Genomic DNA, 17,884 nt, shown 5'->3' with positions numbered 1-17,884 from the left:
CACACCTCTTAATATTTATAAGATTGTCCACCATCAATTGGAATAACAGTTGCGTTGATGAAGTTGGCTTGATCAGATAGTAGGAATGCCACCAAATAGCCCACTTCTTCTGGTTTACCGAAACGTTTCATTGGGTTTGGCTGAACAAATTGTTTTCCTACCTCTTCCCAGTTATCTGGATCAATTTGTTTTAATGAACCTTCGACCATAGGTGTCATGATTGCTCCTGGTGCAATGGCTTTGATGCTGATTCCGTATTGACCGTATTCAATTCCGGAGTTTCTTGTTAAGCCGACCACGCCGTGCTTACTAGCTGCATAACCAGATTGGTTACCAACCCCGCGAATACCACCAACAGAAGCAGTATTAACAATAGAACCAAATCCTTGTTCTCTCATAACTTTCAATACGTGTTTCATTCCATAAAACACACCATTTAAATTGACGCTGACGACTTTTTGAAATTCATCAATGCCAAAATCCTCTGTTAGGTTTTGTTTTCCCTCGATCCCTGCGTTGTTAAAGAAACCATCGATTTTCCCAAATTTCTCAACCGTTTCATTAACATAGTGTTCAACTGCTTGTTCATCAGCCACATTCGCAGTGATCAGCAGCACTTCTGCGTTTGGTGCCACTACCAGTACTTTGCTTTTCGTTTCTTCTAATGAAGCAGCGTTTAAATCAACAAGTGAAAGTTTCGCTCCTTCTTTTGCCACTTGTAAGGCAGAGGCTTGACCTAAACCAGAACCTGCACCTGTAATTAATACCACTTTTCCATCAAAACGATTACTCATTGGAAATTTCCTCCCTTTGTTTTTGTTTCAAGGTCTAAAGCGTATTTTTTTGAATTATTTTAAATTAAAATATCTCATATTAAAGATATATTCTGGTGAAATGTCATCATTTTTACTTAGTTCCCATGATTTATTATTGCGCTGTATAACCGCCATCCACAATCAAACTATTGCCGGTCATGAATGAAGAATCATCAGAAGCCATGAATAACACTGCTTTTGCCATTTCTTCTGCTTTACCAAGACGTTTCATTGGTGTGACTGCAGCTAAAGCTTGCTTGCTTTCTTCCGGAATAATTGGTGTGTCAATAAAACCAGGGCATAATGCGTTAATACGAATATTTTGTTCCGCATATTCAAGTGCAAGGGAACGTGTTAAGTTAACCACGCCGCCTTTTGCCGCGTTATAGGCTGCTGAACCTGGTGATCCAACCCAGCCGTACATAGATGCCGTATTAACAATCGTACCGCCGCCTGTTTTTAGCATTTCACGGATAGATTCACGTGCTACTAAAAAGACGCCATCTAAGTCAACATTTACGGTGTTGCGCCATTCTGAGTACTCTAACTCATGTGAAGGATGAACACGGCCAATCCCCGCATTGTTGAAGACCACATCCACTTTGCCGAACGTTTCAACGGTTTGTTTAAAGATATTTGCGACTTCTTCTTCACTCGTAATATTTGCTTTTATAAAAAGAGCTTCGGCATTAAGCGCTTTCAACTCTGCCTCAAATGCTTTCCCTTTTTCCTCATTTAAATCAACAAGAACCACTTTGGCCCCTTCTGAAACAAATAAACGTGCTGTCGCTGCCCCAATACCAGATGCTCCACCAGTAATCACAGCTACTTTGTCTTGTAATTTTCCCATCCTAAATCCTCCTCTTATTCAAGAATTCTTTAGCACAGTCTAGAGAAAAATAATAGATAAATCTATTATCTGTGCTTTATTGTTCACAATTTAATTGTACTATTTTGTTCACAACTAACAATCATTAAGATATCATTAAGTGTCTACTAGTTAGACACTTACGCTAAATCTGTCTATATTGAGGAAGGTTTTTTCATGAATAATGAACAAAATACAAAGTCTCAACGACAAAACCGGACAAAAGCGCATTTAAGGCAAGCATTGACTGAACTCATAAAAGAAAAGGGGTACCATTCCGTTACTGTAAAAGACATCGTCGATTATGCCGCTTACAATCGCAGTACCTTTTATATCCATTACACAGATAAAATGGAATTAGCGGAGGATTTACTTGTTTCCATGCTTCAGGGGTTAGAAGCTTCAGTAGGCACAGCCTATGTACCTGGTCAAAGGGTTAATACAGCTAAGCTAAATGCACCATCTTTTAATATCGTTTCATACATCTATAAAAACCAGAGTTTTTTTACATTGATAAACTACGATGATACGTTACCAGGATTACATACGCGGTTCCCTCAAACAATCCTAAAAATCTATAAAGAACAATTTATGTTCGAAACCATCAACAATATCCCCGTTAATATGGATTATTTTAAACGTTATACAGCCTATGGATTTTATGGACTCCTTCAGCATTGGATCCGAAATGGTTTCAAAGAAACCCCAGAAAAGTTTATCCAAGAAGTCATTGAACTAACGAAAACACATATTTACTCGTTTCAATTTATTGGACATAACAAATAAGCTTTACGCGTAAAAAGGCGAAGCTTCATATTAGTATAGAAAAAAGCTTCCAATTATAATGATGATTAGGATGCAGGTTATTCTGCAAGAGAGAAGGACTATTCTATGCTATTTTATGTAATTGCAATCCTCGTTATTGTGATGGATCAGCTTTCTAAATATCTAATTCGGGCCTACATTGATATCAATGAAACATTTACATTGTGGGGAATACAATTCACACATATCGAAAATAGCGGAATGGCAGGAAGTTTATTTCAAGGCTATGCTCGGCTCTTCGGAGTTGTGGCTGTGTTTTTCGTGATAGGTGTTTTATATTTTCGCAGAACCGGAGAAATGAAGGGTGCTCTCATTGATTGTAGTTTTGGATTCCTAGTTGGAGGAGCAATTGGAAATGGTATCGATCGACTTTTGTTTGGGCAGGTGACAGATTTTATCATCCGCTCTGGCGGAATTCTTAACTTGGCTGACCATGCTATCGAGATTGGGGGGTTACTCCTTATTATTTATGTGGTCGTTAGATGGTTTAAAAATAAGCACTAGATTCTCCTCCTAAAATGTTTGGCCAATATAATCCCTTGTTTTCCGTCTCTATTTATCATTTGATCCTATACATATCTTTCTTCTACAATGCTGATTATCGGAATATTAAAAAACATCTACTGATATCACATCGGCAATGTGAAGAGAGTTTTTCGAAAAAATGCAATAAAAGTCGGTAACACTGTTATGCAGCTTAGTGTTTCGTATAACTAATCCTTCGTATCTCTGTTTCATAAGATTTTTTCGAAACGCCGAATTGGCCTCTTCTTTATTTAACAGGGCAGCATTGTCCCTCCAGGTGGGGTTCCTTTTACTGGATTTGAAATAATCACAGTATTGATCGCGTTCCCTCATAAACAAATCATAGGAATCCTCAGAATCTGATTGGTATTCCTTAAGATTTGGTTCATCCATAAATACTTTGTAAATAAATCCTCTGACCGGCTTTTCAACTTGCTCCACTTTAGGGGTTCCGTCCTCCCAAAATTCCGTCTCTGATTTTTGAATAACGGTCTCAGTTCCAACAGCAAAAGGTTTCGCCGAAGCGATATCCGAAGTAAACCAAAATCCAATCGTGTCGATATCATTATTTAATTTTTGAACAACCGTTTCTTTATTAAAATGGTTAAATTTCTTTATAGAACCATGATATACGATCATTAACATGCCCTCCATTATTAAACTGCCCAAATTTGGGATATTCATTTAGATTAATTCCATCGAGTTACATTAACAATCCGAAATCGTTCTAAACTTCCTAAAAAATAAGAACTAAAAAAATGCATTCTAATTTTTGAACAGCATCAGTTAAATAAACCAATGCAGCATCTATCCGCCAAAAGTGGTATTATAATGGCTAGTGAAATGTATAGGAGGGTTAACTTGAAAAAGCTTGTAAAAGTTGTTGCTGCCATTATTGAAAATGAACAACAAGAAATTCTGTGTGCTCTTAGATCACCCAAAATGTCGATTCCAAATATGTGGGAGTTTCCTGGAGGTAAAGTAGAGGCAAAGGAAGATATTTTCTCTGCACTTGAAAGAGAAATTGATGAAGAACTGGATTGTAAGGTAGAAACATTTAAAGAGGTTTTTAATGACAACACCCATGAGTATGACACATTTATTATTAATTTGATCTCAATCAAATGTAGAGTAGTTAAAGGAACACCGACGCCAATTGAGCATTCAAAGTTAATCTGGTTAAAACGAGAAAACTTAGATTCACTCAAATGGGCTCCGGCGGATGTTCCAGCTGTTGAGCAATTAATAAACGAAAAATGAGCTGTCTTTTAAGGAAAAAGGAACCCTGCTGAGTACAACAAGGTTCATCGGTTTATAAAATATTCTTATTCGCTCTTGGTACCAAGTAAGAAGGCATTTCCTCCTTCAAACTCCAAATAAAGTTCATTGGCTTGCTGCCAGAATGGCTAACATGATCCGCTGTTCCGAGGAACACAAATGGAGAAGTATAACCATTTTCCTTCTTATACTCCCTAACAAAAAGAGCGATTTGATGATTTCGCTTTTTATGATGAATATAGCGCTCCGCAATTTTGCTTCCTTCAGCGACACGACTTTGAGTTTGCCAGTGAAAGAGCCGGTCATTTATCGCATAATCATCATATAAGGTTGAAGGAGAAAAATCTTTTTCCGACTTATTTAAGGTGATAAAAAAGATATCTAGATTTTTATCCTCGAAATGCTTTACCCCTTCACGGAAAGCAGGACTACTAGTTTCATTATAATAACCTAAAGCCGCTAGAACTTGAGAGGTATTATAGTTACAATGAACTCCTAATGGACATACGAAATCAAAATCATTTTCAATCTCCAACGTTTCTAAAGACTGATAAAGAAACTGGAGAATCTCCCTGATTTCTTCTTTAAATTCAGGTTGCTCTAAAACTTTTGCAACTCCCTCTTCAAGTGATGAAAATCCTTCACTTGCCGGGTGAGCATTATAAAAAGAATAATAGAAAACCCCCAGCATTAATTGCTCTTCCTCATTACGAACAGTTCGCTCGTCAATATAATCTGTAAAATATTGAAGGTGCTTCCTGGAGTTAATATGAAACAAGTTAGGTAATCGCTTGGTCAATACTTTTTCATGGTCAAACTCAAAGTTTAATGCAACTCCAGCCTCCACCATCATCCGACTAAAGCTTCTGTCACCATTTTTTCCATAAAAGTCATAAATGGAAAAGTGATAATGGTTTAAAAATTTGGATAAGGTTAACTGCATGCCGGTATCCTGTTCAAAATATTTCATCTTGGCAACAAGATTTCCACGTGTATTGGCACTGGATTTGATATTTCGTAAAATATATTCTTTCGCTTGCTTTTCCAATTGAACAAAGCAGCCTTTAGGGAGATTAAAGAAGCCATTCTCTATATAGTGCTGGACGGAATATTTGGTCTTTCCAATTAACGCACGGAACTTTTCTTCAAAATTATAGTTTTTATGGGCTTGTCCAACGAAATCAAGAACAGTTAAACACTCTTTTCCTTCAGCTAAACGCAATCCCCGTCCCAACTGCTGTAAAAAGATCGTCAAACTTTCTGTTGGTCGTAAAAATAAAATCGTGTTTGCTTGAGGTATATCGATTCCTTCGTTATATAGGTCCACAACAAAAATAAACTTGATTTCACCTTGAACTAACTGGTATTGAGCTTCTCTTCTCGTTTTAATATCAACATTTCCATAAAGAGCAACAGAAGGTACTCCGCCTTTATTAAAAAAATCAGCCATATATTTCGCATGTTTAATGGATACACAGAACCCTAGCCCTTTGACCTGATCGATATCTGTTACGTATTTATAGATCGCTTTGATAATTTGGCTGCTCCGATGATCATTCGAGGTATAGACATTTTCTAATTCTCTGATTTCATAACCTCTACGATTCCACTTCAATTTGGATAAATCGATGGTATCACTGACACAAAAATACTGAAACGGACTTAAGAGCTTTCGATTGATCGCTTCCGTTAAGCGCATTTCCGCAGAAATCTTACCATCAAAATAATTAAGAATATCTTTTCCGTCCATCCTCTCAGGAGTCGCCGTAAGACCTAGAAGAATTTTGGGCTGATAATGGCTCAATAGCTTTTGATAAGAATCGGCCGCTGCATGGTGGAATTCATCCACGATGATAAAATCATAAAAATCAGAGGTCGTAATTTCATGGAGCTTTTTACTATTAAAGCTCTGGATACTTACGAATAAATGGTCAAGTGACTCTGGCTGATAACTTCCAACCAACATATCCCCAAAATTCGGATCCTTCAAAATCGCTCGGAAGGTTTCCAGACTTTGCTTTAGGATTTCTTCACGATGCGCGACAAATAATAGCTTGGCAGGTTTATTTTTATTCTTAAAACGTTTATAGTCAAACGCTGAAATGACGGTCTTACCAACACCAGTCGCGGCAACAAGAAGGTTATTCATATGTCCAAAAACTTCTCGCTCCACCTGAAGCTTTTCAAGAATCTCTTTTTGATAAAAATAAGGCTGGATATCAAAAAGGAATTGCCGCTCGTTTTTCCCGTGGGTTTTACTTTTGGATAAAGAATGTTTTAAAAGCATTTGGTCTTGTTCACTATCATAGTGGAACGTCTTGAACTCATTATCATTCCAATAGCTCTCAAACGTCGCTTCAAATTTCTTTACGATATCAAATGAATCCTTTTCCGTGACCTTGATGTTCCATTCTAAGCCAGAAGTTAATGCTGGATTTGATAGATTTGACGAGCCTATATAGGCCGTGCTAAAACCTGTCTCCCTTTTGAAAAGATAGGCCTTGGCATGAAGCCTGGTTCGATCCACATCATAAGAAATTTTAATCTCTGTATTAGGCAGCTGGCTAAGCTCCTGAATTGCTTTATAATCAGTTGCTTCCATATATGAAGTCGTGATTACTCTTAGCTTGTTGTTCGGATTATCTGTAAATGTCTTCAATTCCTCAATAATACAGCGCAGGCCACTCCATTTAATAAATGAGACAAGCATATCAATCGAATCGGATGTAACGATTTCCTTTTTCAACTCTCCCAGCATATTGGGTTCATAATTGGAGCCGGTAAAGAGGGAACTCTGGGAAAGAGGCGTCACAGGTCGGGTTACTTGGCCCTTGTGAATACTACGAATGGAATTTATCCGAGAATAGATAGAAGTGAGAACCTCACCATCCTCTTCAATTCGTAATTGACGAAACTCCTCTTCGTCCAGCCGCTCACTTAAAATGGAGATGATTTCATTACATGTACGGATTTGATTTATAAGAGCCTGTTGGTCGTCGCTTTCATTGTCACGGACAAATTTAAGAGCTTTTCTGGTGACTATGGATATGTAGGAGGATAATAGTTTTCTTGCCTCCTCAACGTCTATGCGTTCTTTGCCGATGTCATATGTATTGAGGTCTAACCCTGTAAGATCATCTTTTAGTTTTTGGTTTATGATTTCTTCGTAGATTCCTTGTTTGAGCATTTTAGTACCCCTTGTATTTTCCATTTTAATATTATGATCTAACATTTTCTTCTTGATTTATTAGAAATCCTTTATATAATAAATTTTCCTATAAAAAAAACTATAGATATTTCTTCTACAGTTTCAACTCAATATAAGGTTTAAGCACTCCACATGTCCAGAGTGTATGTGGCAACACATGGGGTGCTGGTGAGTAAAACATCCTTTGGTTAGAATCTAAAAGGAGAAAATGCCTGTAAAATAATTCATTGCTTCTTAATTAAAGTAATCATCAAATGTCTTCAAATCGTGTTTTAGGCTAAAAAAACTTAGTAATCCTTTTTTCTTTAGAATTTGAGGAGTATTTAGATATTGACTAAGATAGTCTTCAGACAAGTCATTTGTTTGCTTTAAAAGTTTCAACTTAATTTTTCTTGCCCAAGTTAATAATTTAATTACTCTATCTCCGTCAATGTTATTTATTGTGCAATTCCACTCTTTTGTCCTTTGGGTCCAACGTTCTATCCCTATTAAAGGAGTTGGACAAAACGTACTCGTCTTTATTTGCGAATAAATATTTAATTCCGAAAGTGGACCAAATTCAGTTAATATACTATGTTTTTTATTATTTTCTAATAAATAAATATAACCCGCATGAGCAAGGCCACCTCCTTTTGAATGGCCTGTGATATAGTATAAGGTTTCAGATGGATTACGTGCAAATTGATAATGATACTTTTCATTTTCCTTAATAATTAATTCTACGAATGCTATTATTGCAGTTACAGCTTGTCCAAATTGTGTATCATCTCTTTTTTGCTTTATATTTAAATCCAGATTTTCTTTCATATCATAATAAAACTGCCTTGGCGAAAGAGGATTTGTACCTCTAAATGAAAGTAAATAAACATTTTTAGCATTTAGTTTTCTTTTAAAAACAAATGCATCTAGCTTAACGTTTGGAACATCAGGATATTTTTTATAAACTTCAAAAACAGACCCAATGCAGTACCATTCCGATAAAATTCTTTCTAATTCTGTTCTTCTTTTCTTCTTAACTCTTTTTATTAACCATTTAAAAGTTTTATTGTATTTTGTAAGAGGTTCTGTTCTAAGATTCCTTAGTTCCTCTGCCAATTCGTTACAATAAACTATTTCACTTAAAAGTCTTTCCTCAAATGTCGAAATCAGATTGTTATCCTCCTAAACTTAATTATTTTTTAAATCCCGAGTTCAAAAGAGGGATTTTGCACAAAACATTGGCTCTCAGGTTTTTAAATAGCTTGATTTTCAAAATCTTGTTTTAAAATTGAATTAAATTTTTCAGGATCAATTTTCAGGGCGGTTTGTTTATGTATTATCTCCATATCATCGACCTCACTTCCACTCTTTGTTTCTTCTTTAAGTCTTTTCCATTCAGACTTTAAAATAACTTGTTCTATATAATGAAGTTCATTCATGAACTCACTGTACAAAACCCAGGAAAAGGGTTCCCTGTCATTAAGTAAATAGGTTGAGAGATTATTCTTTTTTTCAACAAATTTTTTGGTAATCGTTTCTGTAGGATTTAGAGATAACTCGATATGATTAATTAAATAATATAAATCGTATTGTAATTCTTCTTGAATCTTTTCTTCTTTTGACCTCACTAAAGCGAGATTGTATGCTACTTTACTAAACTCACTAAAGTTTTCCCTTACTTTGTTTATCCATTCGACCCGTTGAGTGCTTACTGTGTCAATTAATCTTTGTTTACCTTGTATTTCTGCCGTCATATTCCCAAGCTTCATTGAAACTTCATTTGAAAGTTTAGAACTTTCCTTAGATGCCCTAGTAGATTGCCTTGTTCCTAAATATGTAAGTAAAGATCCTATAAGAGCAACACCTGCAGCAATTAATGCAACCCAATCCGTTGGTTTCATTTAATTCTCCTTCTTAAAAGCTTTTATTTAAACTTTATCAAATCTTGTAATATTTTGGTATAAGTATCATAAAAATAGCCCACCCTTAAAAAGTGAGCTTAGTGCTAGGAAGTTTACTTTAAATCTATTACAATTTTAAATGTATTCTAGGAGGGGAAAGATCCCTTTCCATAAGGATTATTTACCACCCATTTCTTGATTTTTTTTGTTCCTATCTTTCTAATTTTTTCCTTTATTATTATTCTTGAATTATTAATGTATTGATAATAGTTCTTACACCTCTTACATAGTCCTGCACAATATATTTACCTTTTTCATCTTTTTGTACATTTATTCCGATAATTCTTAATCCTGGAGCTTCAGCACTAATTTTTTTGGCATTTTCTAGTGATATATTTGGAAGAATAATGTAATGAATACCTTTAATAGAAGATATTATATCAATATACAACCTTTTAAAGAATTCATCGTTAAAAGAAAATCCAATAAATAATAAATGATTTGACCCCATAATTCCTAATAACTTATCCTTAAGATTTGTCTGATCATACAACTCAATATAGTCTTCATCCGTTACAATCATTGTATCTTGTTTTTGAATATGACCATGAATATGAAACACTCTTTTTTTATTTTCTGATATTAAATTTTGTGTATTAATAATATCTTTCCAGGTGTAAGGTACAGTTACATTTTTTTCTACCTTGCTTATATAATCAGTTAGAAAATTATCATAGTTTGTTGTTATATAGAATGGTGGTTTTAATTTATATAAATCCGGATAGTTGCTATCCTCTCTGTACAAAATGTCTTTTGGTGTTTTCTCAAATTCCTCATAAATTTTTTCTTTAATTTGGTTTGTATCTAGGAGCGAATTCTCTTTGAGGTATGTAAGAGCCTTTAAATAATTTCCTGTGTCAATATATCTTAAAAAGGCAGGTTGAAACATTTCTTCCATATTATCTTTAAGGTCTCTTATCATTGAGCCCCAAGAAGGTAAATCTAATGGAATAGAAACCCCAGACCCAATAAAAGGTACTATAGACTCCTTTCTCTTAATTAAATCAGTAAGATTACCCATTGTAAAACCGATAACATACTCCTTTAATGATAATTCGTTTAATAAACTTTCTATCTTTGATTTTTCCTTTATTGCATAATAATCTATTATTTCGTGATTGTTATCTAATACAGACTTACTACAGGTTGGACAGAACTTATCCTCGTGACCAATAAAAGCACTAATATCATTTGTTGTACATTCACAGAGTAGACTTTTTATTAATATCTCGTGTTTTATTAGTTCATTAATAATAAATAAATCCAAATCGCCTTTAATAACTTCTTTAAATTTATTTTCGTTAAATCTTTCACCAGTTTGATGAATAATATTAATAACCTTCTCTAAAACTCTGTATTCTGTTATATTAAGTTCATTGGTTGCGGTATCTAAGAATGTAATTAACGACATGTTTTATCAATCCCTTACTTAAATAGTTTCTATTTTTAAAAGTTAGTAAAAGGTAGTTCTTGGTTGACCTAATTGTTGTAGGTATAACTTCTATATCTGTAGGGTTTGTTTGTTCGTAATCCTCGAACCAAGAGACAGACCATTGTGGGAGCTCTAAGGACTCGTTGAAGTCGGTATATAAGCTATGGAACATTATTTCACCCGCAATAGGTTTATCCTTTATTGAGGTACCTGTAGCTCCTTTAGATGCGTTACCAGATCTAAAAGAAATATTTGTGGCAAACCCTACCAAACCTCTTTCTTTAGCAATTTCTATTAAACCATCATCATCCGTAACAGTATTTATGTATGTTCCTAGAAGTAGCGCTTGAAACCTCTTAATTAACTTATCACGTTGCTCTCTATCAGGTACTACTGAACTTGGGAGCAATTTTAAAAGTAATGTATCCACAGAAGTTGGTATATCACCTTCATCATCTCCAAGTCTTCGGGACATTTCATCTCTAGACTCTTCAAGTAAATCTGCCTCTAACTCTTTACACATTTTAAACATTGCTTTTCTATCATTTTTATAACTAATGGAAGTTCTTACGCCCAACATTGGATATACTAAGCTTCTAACCTTGTTAAAAAATTTTATGATTGATTTTTCCCATTTGGTTTCCTCTTCTTCCCCAACCTCATCGTCTATATCATTAGATATATTCTTAAGCAAAACTAGACCTACTTTATTTTCTAAATCAATATCAAGACCAGCTAGAAAATATCCTACATTAGGGGAACTTGTTAGAGGAACAACATTAGCAAATAACATACGGATTGATTTTACTTTACCATCTTCATTTGTTACATAATCAAAGCCAGCAAGAAAGAATGTGCCTAACTTAGAAGTTGATATACTTTCCATTAGTAAGAACCCATTCGGACTCATGTATCTTTCTAGGTTATTAGATAACTTTCCAAAGTTGACACGTTCAATAAATGATTCCATTCTACTTCTAAAAACGGTAGCATCAAGATTAGGATTAAAATCAAAATTCTCTATAAATACATTTTTTAAGTCACTATACAAAATATTTTCAAAGAGAATCTTATCGAGCTTAAGCTTATCACTAATAGCGTTCCCAGATATATCCTCATAAGCTTTTTCGACACTGAATTCTGCAGGATTATAATTAAGTTCATTATTAACTTTATTTTTAAACGAATCAGTATCTATATACTTTAAAAAAAATCTACCTAGAAATTGGTAAGTTTGATTATCCATAAATTTTTCCCCTTATATTCGCTGTTTATAATTTTATCAATTAATGATAAATATTGGAATTATAAGAGATTATTATTTATCTAAATATGTTAAATAATGTCTAAATGAGGATTACATCGTGGTAAAACTAAACTTCCTTTTTTCAATTTTGAGGAAGTTTTTTGCAATTTCGATTATTTTATCCCCTTTTTTTTGTGAAGGCGGTATTTCACAATCAGTTTCTACCAATTCATGTTTTTCCCTTTTGATCACCAAATAGGAATAAATCATGTAGGTCACCGGTTATTCAACCAAACTGTAATTTTTCAGGGGAATCTTTTGTCTTTTTTAAGAAAAATGAAATTTAATAGGGCTTTTGCAAGGACTGTCCTTTTTATGCGGATTTGAAAGTAGTCGGGAGAATTAATATAGTAATCTATCTTTTTAAAATGGAAATAATTGAAATTTTAAAATTGAGATACTATTAATTATCATACTAATATAGATAAATATGGTAGCACCTGCAAAATAATGAATGGATTCGAAGTATTTGCCATTAGCCAATTTTAAGGGAACTTCTAGGATTTTATCCCCATTTACTATAATTCCCAAAATTAGAATAATAGTAGAGTATCACTTTTTCAAAGGGAGAGTTTCATGTTTCGTCGTAAATCGATTATCACGGTTCTAGCAGCAAGCCTGATTTTATCATCAGGGGTGGTGTATGCTCAGACAAATGGTGCCCCACATGCACAATCAGACACAGCTTTTGACAACAAGGTTATCAAAAAAATTAACGTAGAGAATATGTACAATACGATTAAGTATCTATCGGCAGTGCCTAGGGAAGCGGGTACTGAGGGAGAAGTTCGTGGGGTTGAGTACATAGAAAGCCAGTTTAAGAGCTTAGGACTCAAAACTAAAAGAATACCGTTCCCAATCTATGATTATAAGACAAACCGTGAAATGGCTGAAGTTGACGGAGTTGATTTAAAAGGTCATGCCTTTAGCGGCAGTGCAAGCGGAATTGTAACGGCAGAGCTCGTTAATGTTGGAAAAGCATTAGCTGGCACGGTTCCCGATGATGTAGCAGGTAAAATTGCCTTGGTTGAGCGGGGAGATATAACGTTCGTTGAAAAAGTGCAGAATGTATTTTCTAAAGGAGCAGCTGGGGTACTCATGTATAACAACACTGCTAATGGCAATAACTTTGGCCAAGCCAATGGGGAAATTCCCGCCGTGGCTATTACCCAAGCACAAGGGAAGGAATTAGTTGATAAATTAAAGAACGGTCCTGTTACAGCCACCTTAGATGTCGATATCCAAAAAATAGAGAAAACTTCTTATGTAGTTGAGGCTAAATTAAAGCCAAACAAGAACAAGGACACAGGCCAGATTGTCACGATTGGTGCACACCATGACTCTGTTCATCTTGGGCCTGGTGCAAATGACGATGCTTCAGGAGTCTCCGCTGTATTGGAGCTAGCAAGAATTTTTGTGAATACTCCGATTGATACCGAAGTCCGCTTCCTTACATTCGGTTCTGAAGAAAGAGGGATGGTGGGCTCATCCTTTTATGTATCTCAACTTCCACAAAGTGATATAGACCGCATGGTTGCCCACTTCCAAATGGATATGATTGGCGGGGCAGAAGCAGGAGAAGGTCATCCATTAGGTGGATTGATCATGTATACAATTGACGGTAAGAAGAATCTTGTGACGGACTTAGGAGCAGCATCCGGATCTAGAATGTATGATGTGGCGCTCCCGTATGGGCAATTAGGAAGAAGTGACCATCAGCCATTCCATGATGTGGGCATTCCTTCCGCTCTATTTATTCATTCACCAGTTGAACCTCAGTATCACCAGCCAACAGATACGATTGAACATATCAGCAAGGAAAAGCTGCATCAAGCTGCATCCATCGTTGGAGCATCAGCCTATCAAATTTCCCGCCCGGATACACCAGCTCTTGATCGAGCACATGTGGCTCCTGCAACAGTAAACTACGATTTTGAAGATCGCCCAGTAGATTAATAAAAAAATAGAAAAAACGCTTGAATCAAAAAAAGATTGAAGCGTTTTTTCTATGGGCGTAAACACAAGCACCAATCTCAGTCAGCCCTTATCTGCCTGTGTATCCAGATGTTCACAAAAAATTACTAACTAATTTTAAAAGTTTTGTGAATAAATATGGTTTACATTCATCAAAGTTCAACCTGACCGACTTAATCAGCCAACCTGACCAACTGTACCGGTCAATCTGACCTGCTAACATGTGGTCAATTTAACCAAAGCAATACCAGAGATTACTACCAGATATTACAACAAAGATTATATATAGTTGTTCCCCCCAAATTTAAACTTGCCTTTTCCAACATTTACTTTAGTATGTGCTGTGAACGATAGAGACCTGGGGTTGTTCCGATATTTTTCTTGAATACTTGATTAAAGTATTTTTGATTTTCGTAGCCTACCTGTTTACAAATCTCGGATACCTTTAAATTGGTGGTTCTTAACAGTTTTTTGGCATTATTTAATCTGACATTTGTAATATATTCAAAGATGGTGCTGCCAACTGCCTTAGAAAACAAGTTACAAAGGTAGGCAGGGTTCTTATGGAATAGCTTGCCTAAATCATCTAAAACAATTGGTTCTTTATAATTAGCATTAATGAAACTTTTTAAATCGATGATTAATTTTTCATTATATGACACGTGATTATTATTTAAATTAGCAGTGGATTGCCCAATAAATTGTTCTAGCCAAACTCTGATTTCTTCAAAAGACTGCAGTTGATTTAATTCTTGGTAAACTAAATATCGTTCGCCGCCGCTTTTATTTATTTCATATTCACTTTCGATATATTCCAAGAAATGATTAACGATTTTAAAACAGACGTATTTTGTTTTATCTGGGGGGAGGCTGCTCTTTTGGCAATCGAGAAAAACTTTGTCCATGAAAAGATTCATGTTGCTAAGAAGGTCTGGGCCTTTTCCATTAAAAAATGTATCAATTTTTTCAATAATACGATTACCAAAGGAATGATTGAATGTTTCTAATTCTTTATAATAGGTTATTAACTGGTTTGAAAAAATACCATTTTTCAACGCTTCTTTTGCTTCACGATAGGCCTTCTTTATGTCCGAAATAGTTACATAGATATTACTTACTCCAACTATCGGTCTTATGTTCATATCATGTAAGACCAATGACACAAGATCCTGAACCAAGTCATTCCCAAGCTCTGAACCAGCGTTTGAAATCATAATGACGATTTCACTATCAATCGCATAGACAAAGTTCTGTATCTTCCTGTTTTCCAATAGGCTTTTTAAACACTCTAAGGAAGCTTGAATTTTTTCAGTGGCATTTGAATCATCCCAGTCAAACCCCTTCAATCCGATGTTAAAAAAAGAAAAACCTTGTAGCTGTTTGTCCTTTTCCGGCACATCAAATCTTTGGCCTAAAATGTAATCAAGGACACGCTTTTCTTCTAAAGCCATTTGATATTCATTAATCCGCTCAGTTGCTTGTTTTTCATTTTTTATTTTTTCTAGTTTTAAAATGGCATTTTTAATAGAATGAACAATTTCTTCTACTTCAATAGGTTTAACTAGATAGTCGATTGCCTCGAGTTTAATAGCCCTTTTGGCGTAATCAAACTTTGAATAACCGCTTATAATGATAAAAACAGTATCAAGATTAAGAGCCTTTGTTTCTTGAATTAAATCCAATCCATTTAATTTAGGCATTCTTATATCTACTAACACAATGTCAGGCTTTTTATTCATGATTTCTTTAAGTGCTTCTTCTCCATCTGAAGCAGATCCTACCATTTCAATCTGATGCTCCTGCCAGTTTACTGCTGAGTTTAAGCCTTCAATTACAATTTTTTCATCATCAACAATTAAAAGTTTATACATAATAGAAAACTCCTTAAAAATTGTCATGGATGATTTCGTCATTCTTTAGGCCAACCTTAAGATAAACAGTAGTTCCCTTTCCTATTTCACTTTCAATCTTTAATCCATATTCTTTTCCATAATAAATCTTCAATCGTTCATTAATATTTTTTAAAGCATAGCCGTTTTTGTTCATATCTACTGCATTCATGTCAAATCCCTTTCCTGTATCACGAATAATGAAAAGTAAACCTTTCTCGACCTTTGTGCCTTCAATCGTAATAGTACCGCTTTCCTGCTGTTCCAGCCCATGGTAAACAGCGTTTTCTACAATTGGCTGTAACAGCAATTTAATGATACTTTCTTCCATGATTTCAGGTTCAATCGTAAATGAGTAGTGGATTTTATGGTCAAAACGAATATTTTGGATATCCAGATAACTTTTAACTTGTTCTATTTCATTCTTAACAGAGGTAATATGATTTCCATCATTTAAGGTAAGTTTAAAGATTTTTGACAAGTTAATCGCAATTTTTGCTATTTGTTTCGCTTTTGCCTTCTCTGCCATCCAATAAACGGTGTTCAACGTATTATATAAAAAATGCGGATTAATGTGGCTTTGCAAGGCTAATAGTTCTGCTTCCTTTTCCTTGATCTGTGATTTATATAACCTTTTTGTTAAATCATTATTCCAATTATAAAGGTGAACAATCTGTTTTCCAATCTCTCCAAGTTCATCCTCATTATTAAAATCAATACCCACTATTTTCTCACGTTTTTCCATTTTTTCTGTTACCATGCGCAGCAAACTTAACTGGTTTGTTATTCTCCTCGTTATAAATAAAGCAAAAATTAACGAGATGATTAACGCAATGACTAATAGTGAAATTGTTACCCATCGAAGCTGGTTAACCTCGCGAACGATATTTTCATAGGGGATTATACTGACGACATCCCAATTTGTTTTCTTGTTGGTATGAACATTTAAGAAATATCGTGTTCCATTGATCACTTTTTTACTTGTTCCGCTTTTCTTACGACCTTGAATGATTTCGGCTATCTGAGAGGAAGAGAAACGATTGCTGCTTGAAAACAGAATTTTATCATCATCCAATATTAAAATATCGCCTGGTGGATTACTATTCTTAAACATATTTTCAAAATAAGATCGCTCCAGTTCGATCAGGACAATCCCATTTTGTTCCTTCGTTCCAAGATCTCGAATATTTCTTCCATAAAGTAAAGATTGATTATTATCTTTCACAAGTTCTAAATTACTGCCATTTAGCCATTCACCCTGCCACTGACTATGGAGTAACCGCGGATAGATATTGGACTTTTTTACCGCTTGATAGATGTCATTTTTCAAATTCCGTTCCCCGCGGTTAACTTTCAAAAAGCCGTGGTTTTCATTCCCAACGTAAATCGCATTGATATAGGGGTTATTTACTACTGTAATATTATTCAAGTTTTCTAGAGATGACGTTTCTAATCTGTATAACTTTGCATCTGTTTTTTTATAGGTTAAATAAGACTGTATTTCATTTGAAAGAAAGATGTCATTCGATAAATTCTCTACACTGCTTGCAAAAGCATTAATATTCCAATCGACAATCGTTAAAAAGTTATCAATCGTGGTAGACACTTTATTTTCTATAACTTTACTAAAATAAATGAACGTTAAAGGACCAATAACGAGTAAAGGGATTAGGGCTGAAAACAGTGCTAATAAGATAATCTTCCGCTTAATTGGAGATTCGATGAGTCTCATTAGTTTAGCCATTATGTTTCTCCAGTTTATAATTTTTGTCCATGTTTCTTCTATCAATGTAAATTCCTCTTTTTCAACATTATACGCTATCA

Annotated in this window: 14 protein-coding genes; 4 read left to right on the top strand and 10 right to left on the bottom strand. The window is 34.8% G+C overall.

Annotation, left to right across the window (positions count from 1 at the left end):
- Positions 1-8 precede the first annotated feature (8 nt).
- Positions 9-794: an SDR family oxidoreductase gene (locus LC455_RS05785; RefSeq protein ID WP_223588975.1), complete on the bottom strand. Its 786-nt coding sequence runs from the start codon at positions 792-794 to the stop codon at positions 9-11.
- 133 nt (positions 795-927) lie between these two features.
- Positions 928-1,665 (bottom strand): SDR family NAD(P)-dependent oxidoreductase, encoded by a 738-nt coding sequence (locus tag LC455_RS05780; RefSeq protein ID WP_223588974.1) that lies wholly within the window; start codon positions 1,663-1,665, stop codon positions 928-930.
- A 195-nt stretch (positions 1,666-1,860) separates the two neighbouring features.
- On the opposite strand from LC455_RS05780, the gene LC455_RS05775 reads away from it, so the two are divergent.
- Together LC455_RS05775 and lspA are read left to right on the top strand one after the other, a co-directional pair.
- Positions 1,861-2,469, top strand: a complete 609-nt coding sequence (locus tag LC455_RS05775) for a TetR/AcrR family transcriptional regulator (RefSeq protein ID WP_223588972.1) — start codon at positions 1,861-1,863, stop codon at positions 2,467-2,469.
- A 105-nt stretch (positions 2,470-2,574) separates the two neighbouring features.
- The gene (gene lspA / locus LC455_RS05770) at positions 2,575-3,012 is read left to right on the top strand and encodes a signal peptidase II (protein WP_223588971.1); all 438 of its coding nucleotides are present in this window, start codon (positions 2,575-2,577) and stop codon (positions 3,010-3,012) included.
- Positions 3,013-3,117: 105 nt separating this feature from the next.
- On the opposite strand, the gene LC455_RS05765 is transcribed toward lspA, so the two are convergent.
- Entirely contained in the window at positions 3,118-3,672 is a 555-nt protein-coding gene (locus LC455_RS05765) for a hypothetical protein (protein ID WP_223588970.1), read from the bottom strand.
- Between the two features lie 222 nt (positions 3,673-3,894).
- Here LC455_RS05765 and LC455_RS05760 point away from each other — a divergent pair, with 222 nt between their 5' ends.
- A complete protein-coding gene (locus tag LC455_RS05760) occupies positions 3,895-4,293 on the top strand; it encodes a (deoxy)nucleoside triphosphate pyrophosphohydrolase (protein WP_223588968.1) in 399 nt (132 codons plus the stop codon).
- Positions 4,294-4,345: 52 nt separating this feature from the next.
- On the opposite strand, the gene LC455_RS05755 is transcribed toward LC455_RS05760, so the two are convergent.
- The 5 genes from LC455_RS05755 to LC455_RS05735 all read right to left on the bottom strand — a co-directional run bounded on the left by LC455_RS05755 (position 4,346) and on the right by LC455_RS05735 (position 12,137).
- On the bottom strand, positions 4,346-7,498 hold the full coding sequence (locus LC455_RS05755; RefSeq protein WP_223588967.1) for a DUF3427 domain-containing protein: 3,153 nt from the start codon (positions 7,496-7,498) through the stop codon (positions 4,346-4,348).
- A gap of 255 nt (positions 7,499-7,753) precedes the next feature.
- A complete protein-coding gene (locus LC455_RS05750; protein WP_223588966.1) occupies positions 7,754-8,614 on the bottom strand; it encodes a lipase family protein in 861 nt (286 codons plus the stop codon).
- A gap of 137 nt (positions 8,615-8,751) precedes the next feature.
- Positions 8,752-9,399: a hypothetical protein gene (locus tag LC455_RS05745; RefSeq protein WP_223588964.1), complete on the bottom strand. Its 648-nt coding sequence runs from the start codon at positions 9,397-9,399 to the stop codon at positions 8,752-8,754.
- 238 nt (positions 9,400-9,637) lie between these two features.
- Positions 9,638-10,870: an SIR2 family protein gene (locus tag LC455_RS05740; protein WP_223588963.1), complete on the bottom strand. Its 1,233-nt coding sequence runs from the start codon at positions 10,868-10,870 to the stop codon at positions 9,638-9,640.
- The gene (locus LC455_RS05735; protein WP_223588961.1) at positions 10,833-12,137 is read right to left on the bottom strand and encodes a hypothetical protein; all 1,305 of its coding nucleotides are present in this window, start codon (positions 12,135-12,137) and stop codon (positions 10,833-10,835) included. Before LC455_RS05735 ends, LC455_RS05740 begins: the two co-directional genes overlap by 38 nt.
- 636 nt (positions 12,138-12,773) lie before the next feature.
- On the opposite strand from LC455_RS05735, the gene LC455_RS31655 reads away from it, so the two are divergent.
- On the top strand, positions 12,774-14,153 hold the full coding sequence (locus LC455_RS31655; RefSeq protein WP_317851408.1) for a M28 family peptidase: 1,380 nt from the start codon (positions 12,774-12,776) through the stop codon (positions 14,151-14,153).
- Positions 14,154-14,497: 344 nt separating this feature from the next.
- On the opposite strand, the gene LC455_RS05720 is transcribed toward LC455_RS31655, so the two are convergent.
- A complete protein-coding gene (locus tag LC455_RS05720; protein ID WP_223588960.1) occupies positions 14,498-16,042 on the bottom strand; it encodes a response regulator in 1,545 nt (514 codons plus the stop codon).
- Between the two features lie 13 nt (positions 16,043-16,055).
- Positions 16,056-17,804 carry a sensor histidine kinase gene (locus tag LC455_RS05715; protein ID WP_223588959.1) on the bottom strand — a complete coding sequence of 583 codons (1,749 nt, stop codon included), beginning with the start codon at positions 17,802-17,804 and terminating at the stop codon, positions 16,056-16,058.
- Positions 17,805-17,884: the final 80 nt, after the last annotated feature.

It is taken from the genome of Neobacillus bataviensis (genome assembly GCF_019969725.1).
Note: the sequence above shows the minus strand (reverse complement) of the source record. Positions and strands in the feature narration are given on the sequence as shown.

Coding starts and splice junctions, on each gene's coding strand:
- LC455_RS05785 (WP_223588975.1), bottom strand. CDS start 794: ATGAGTAATCGTTTTGATGGAAAAGTGGTATTAATTACAGGTGCAGGT.
- LC455_RS05780 (WP_223588974.1), bottom strand. CDS start 1,665: ATGGGAAAATTACAAGACAAAGTAGCTGTGATTACTGGTGGAGCATCT.
- LC455_RS05775 (WP_223588972.1), top strand. CDS start 1,861: ATGAATAATGAACAAAATACAAAGTCTCAACGACAAAACCGGACAAAA.
- lspA (WP_223588971.1), top strand. CDS start 2,575: ATGCTATTTTATGTAATTGCAATCCTCGTTATTGTGATGGATCAGCTT.
- LC455_RS05765 (WP_223588970.1), bottom strand. CDS start 3,672: ATGATCGTATATCATGGTTCTATAAAGAAATTTAACCATTTTAATAAA.
- LC455_RS05755 (WP_223588967.1), bottom strand. CDS start 7,498: ATGCTCAAACAAGGAATCTACGAAGAAATCATAAACCAAAAACTAAAA.
- LC455_RS05745 (WP_223588964.1), bottom strand. CDS start 9,399: ATGAAACCAACGGATTGGGTTGCATTAATTGCTGCAGGTGTTGCTCTT.
- LC455_RS05740 (WP_223588963.1), bottom strand. CDS start 10,870: ATGTCGTTAATTACATTCTTAGATACCGCAACCAATGAACTTAATATA.
- LC455_RS05735 (WP_223588961.1), bottom strand. CDS start 12,137: ATGGATAATCAAACTTACCAATTTCTAGGTAGATTTTTTTTAAAGTAT.
- LC455_RS31655 (WP_317851408.1), top strand. CDS start 12,774: ATGTTTCGTCGTAAATCGATTATCACGGTTCTAGCAGCAAGCCTGATT.
- LC455_RS05720 (WP_223588960.1), bottom strand. CDS start 16,042: ATGTATAAACTTTTAATTGTTGATGATGAAAAAATTGTAATTGAAGGC.
- LC455_RS05715 (WP_223588959.1), bottom strand. CDS start 17,804: ATGGCTAAACTAATGAGACTCATCGAATCTCCAATTAAGCGGAAGATT.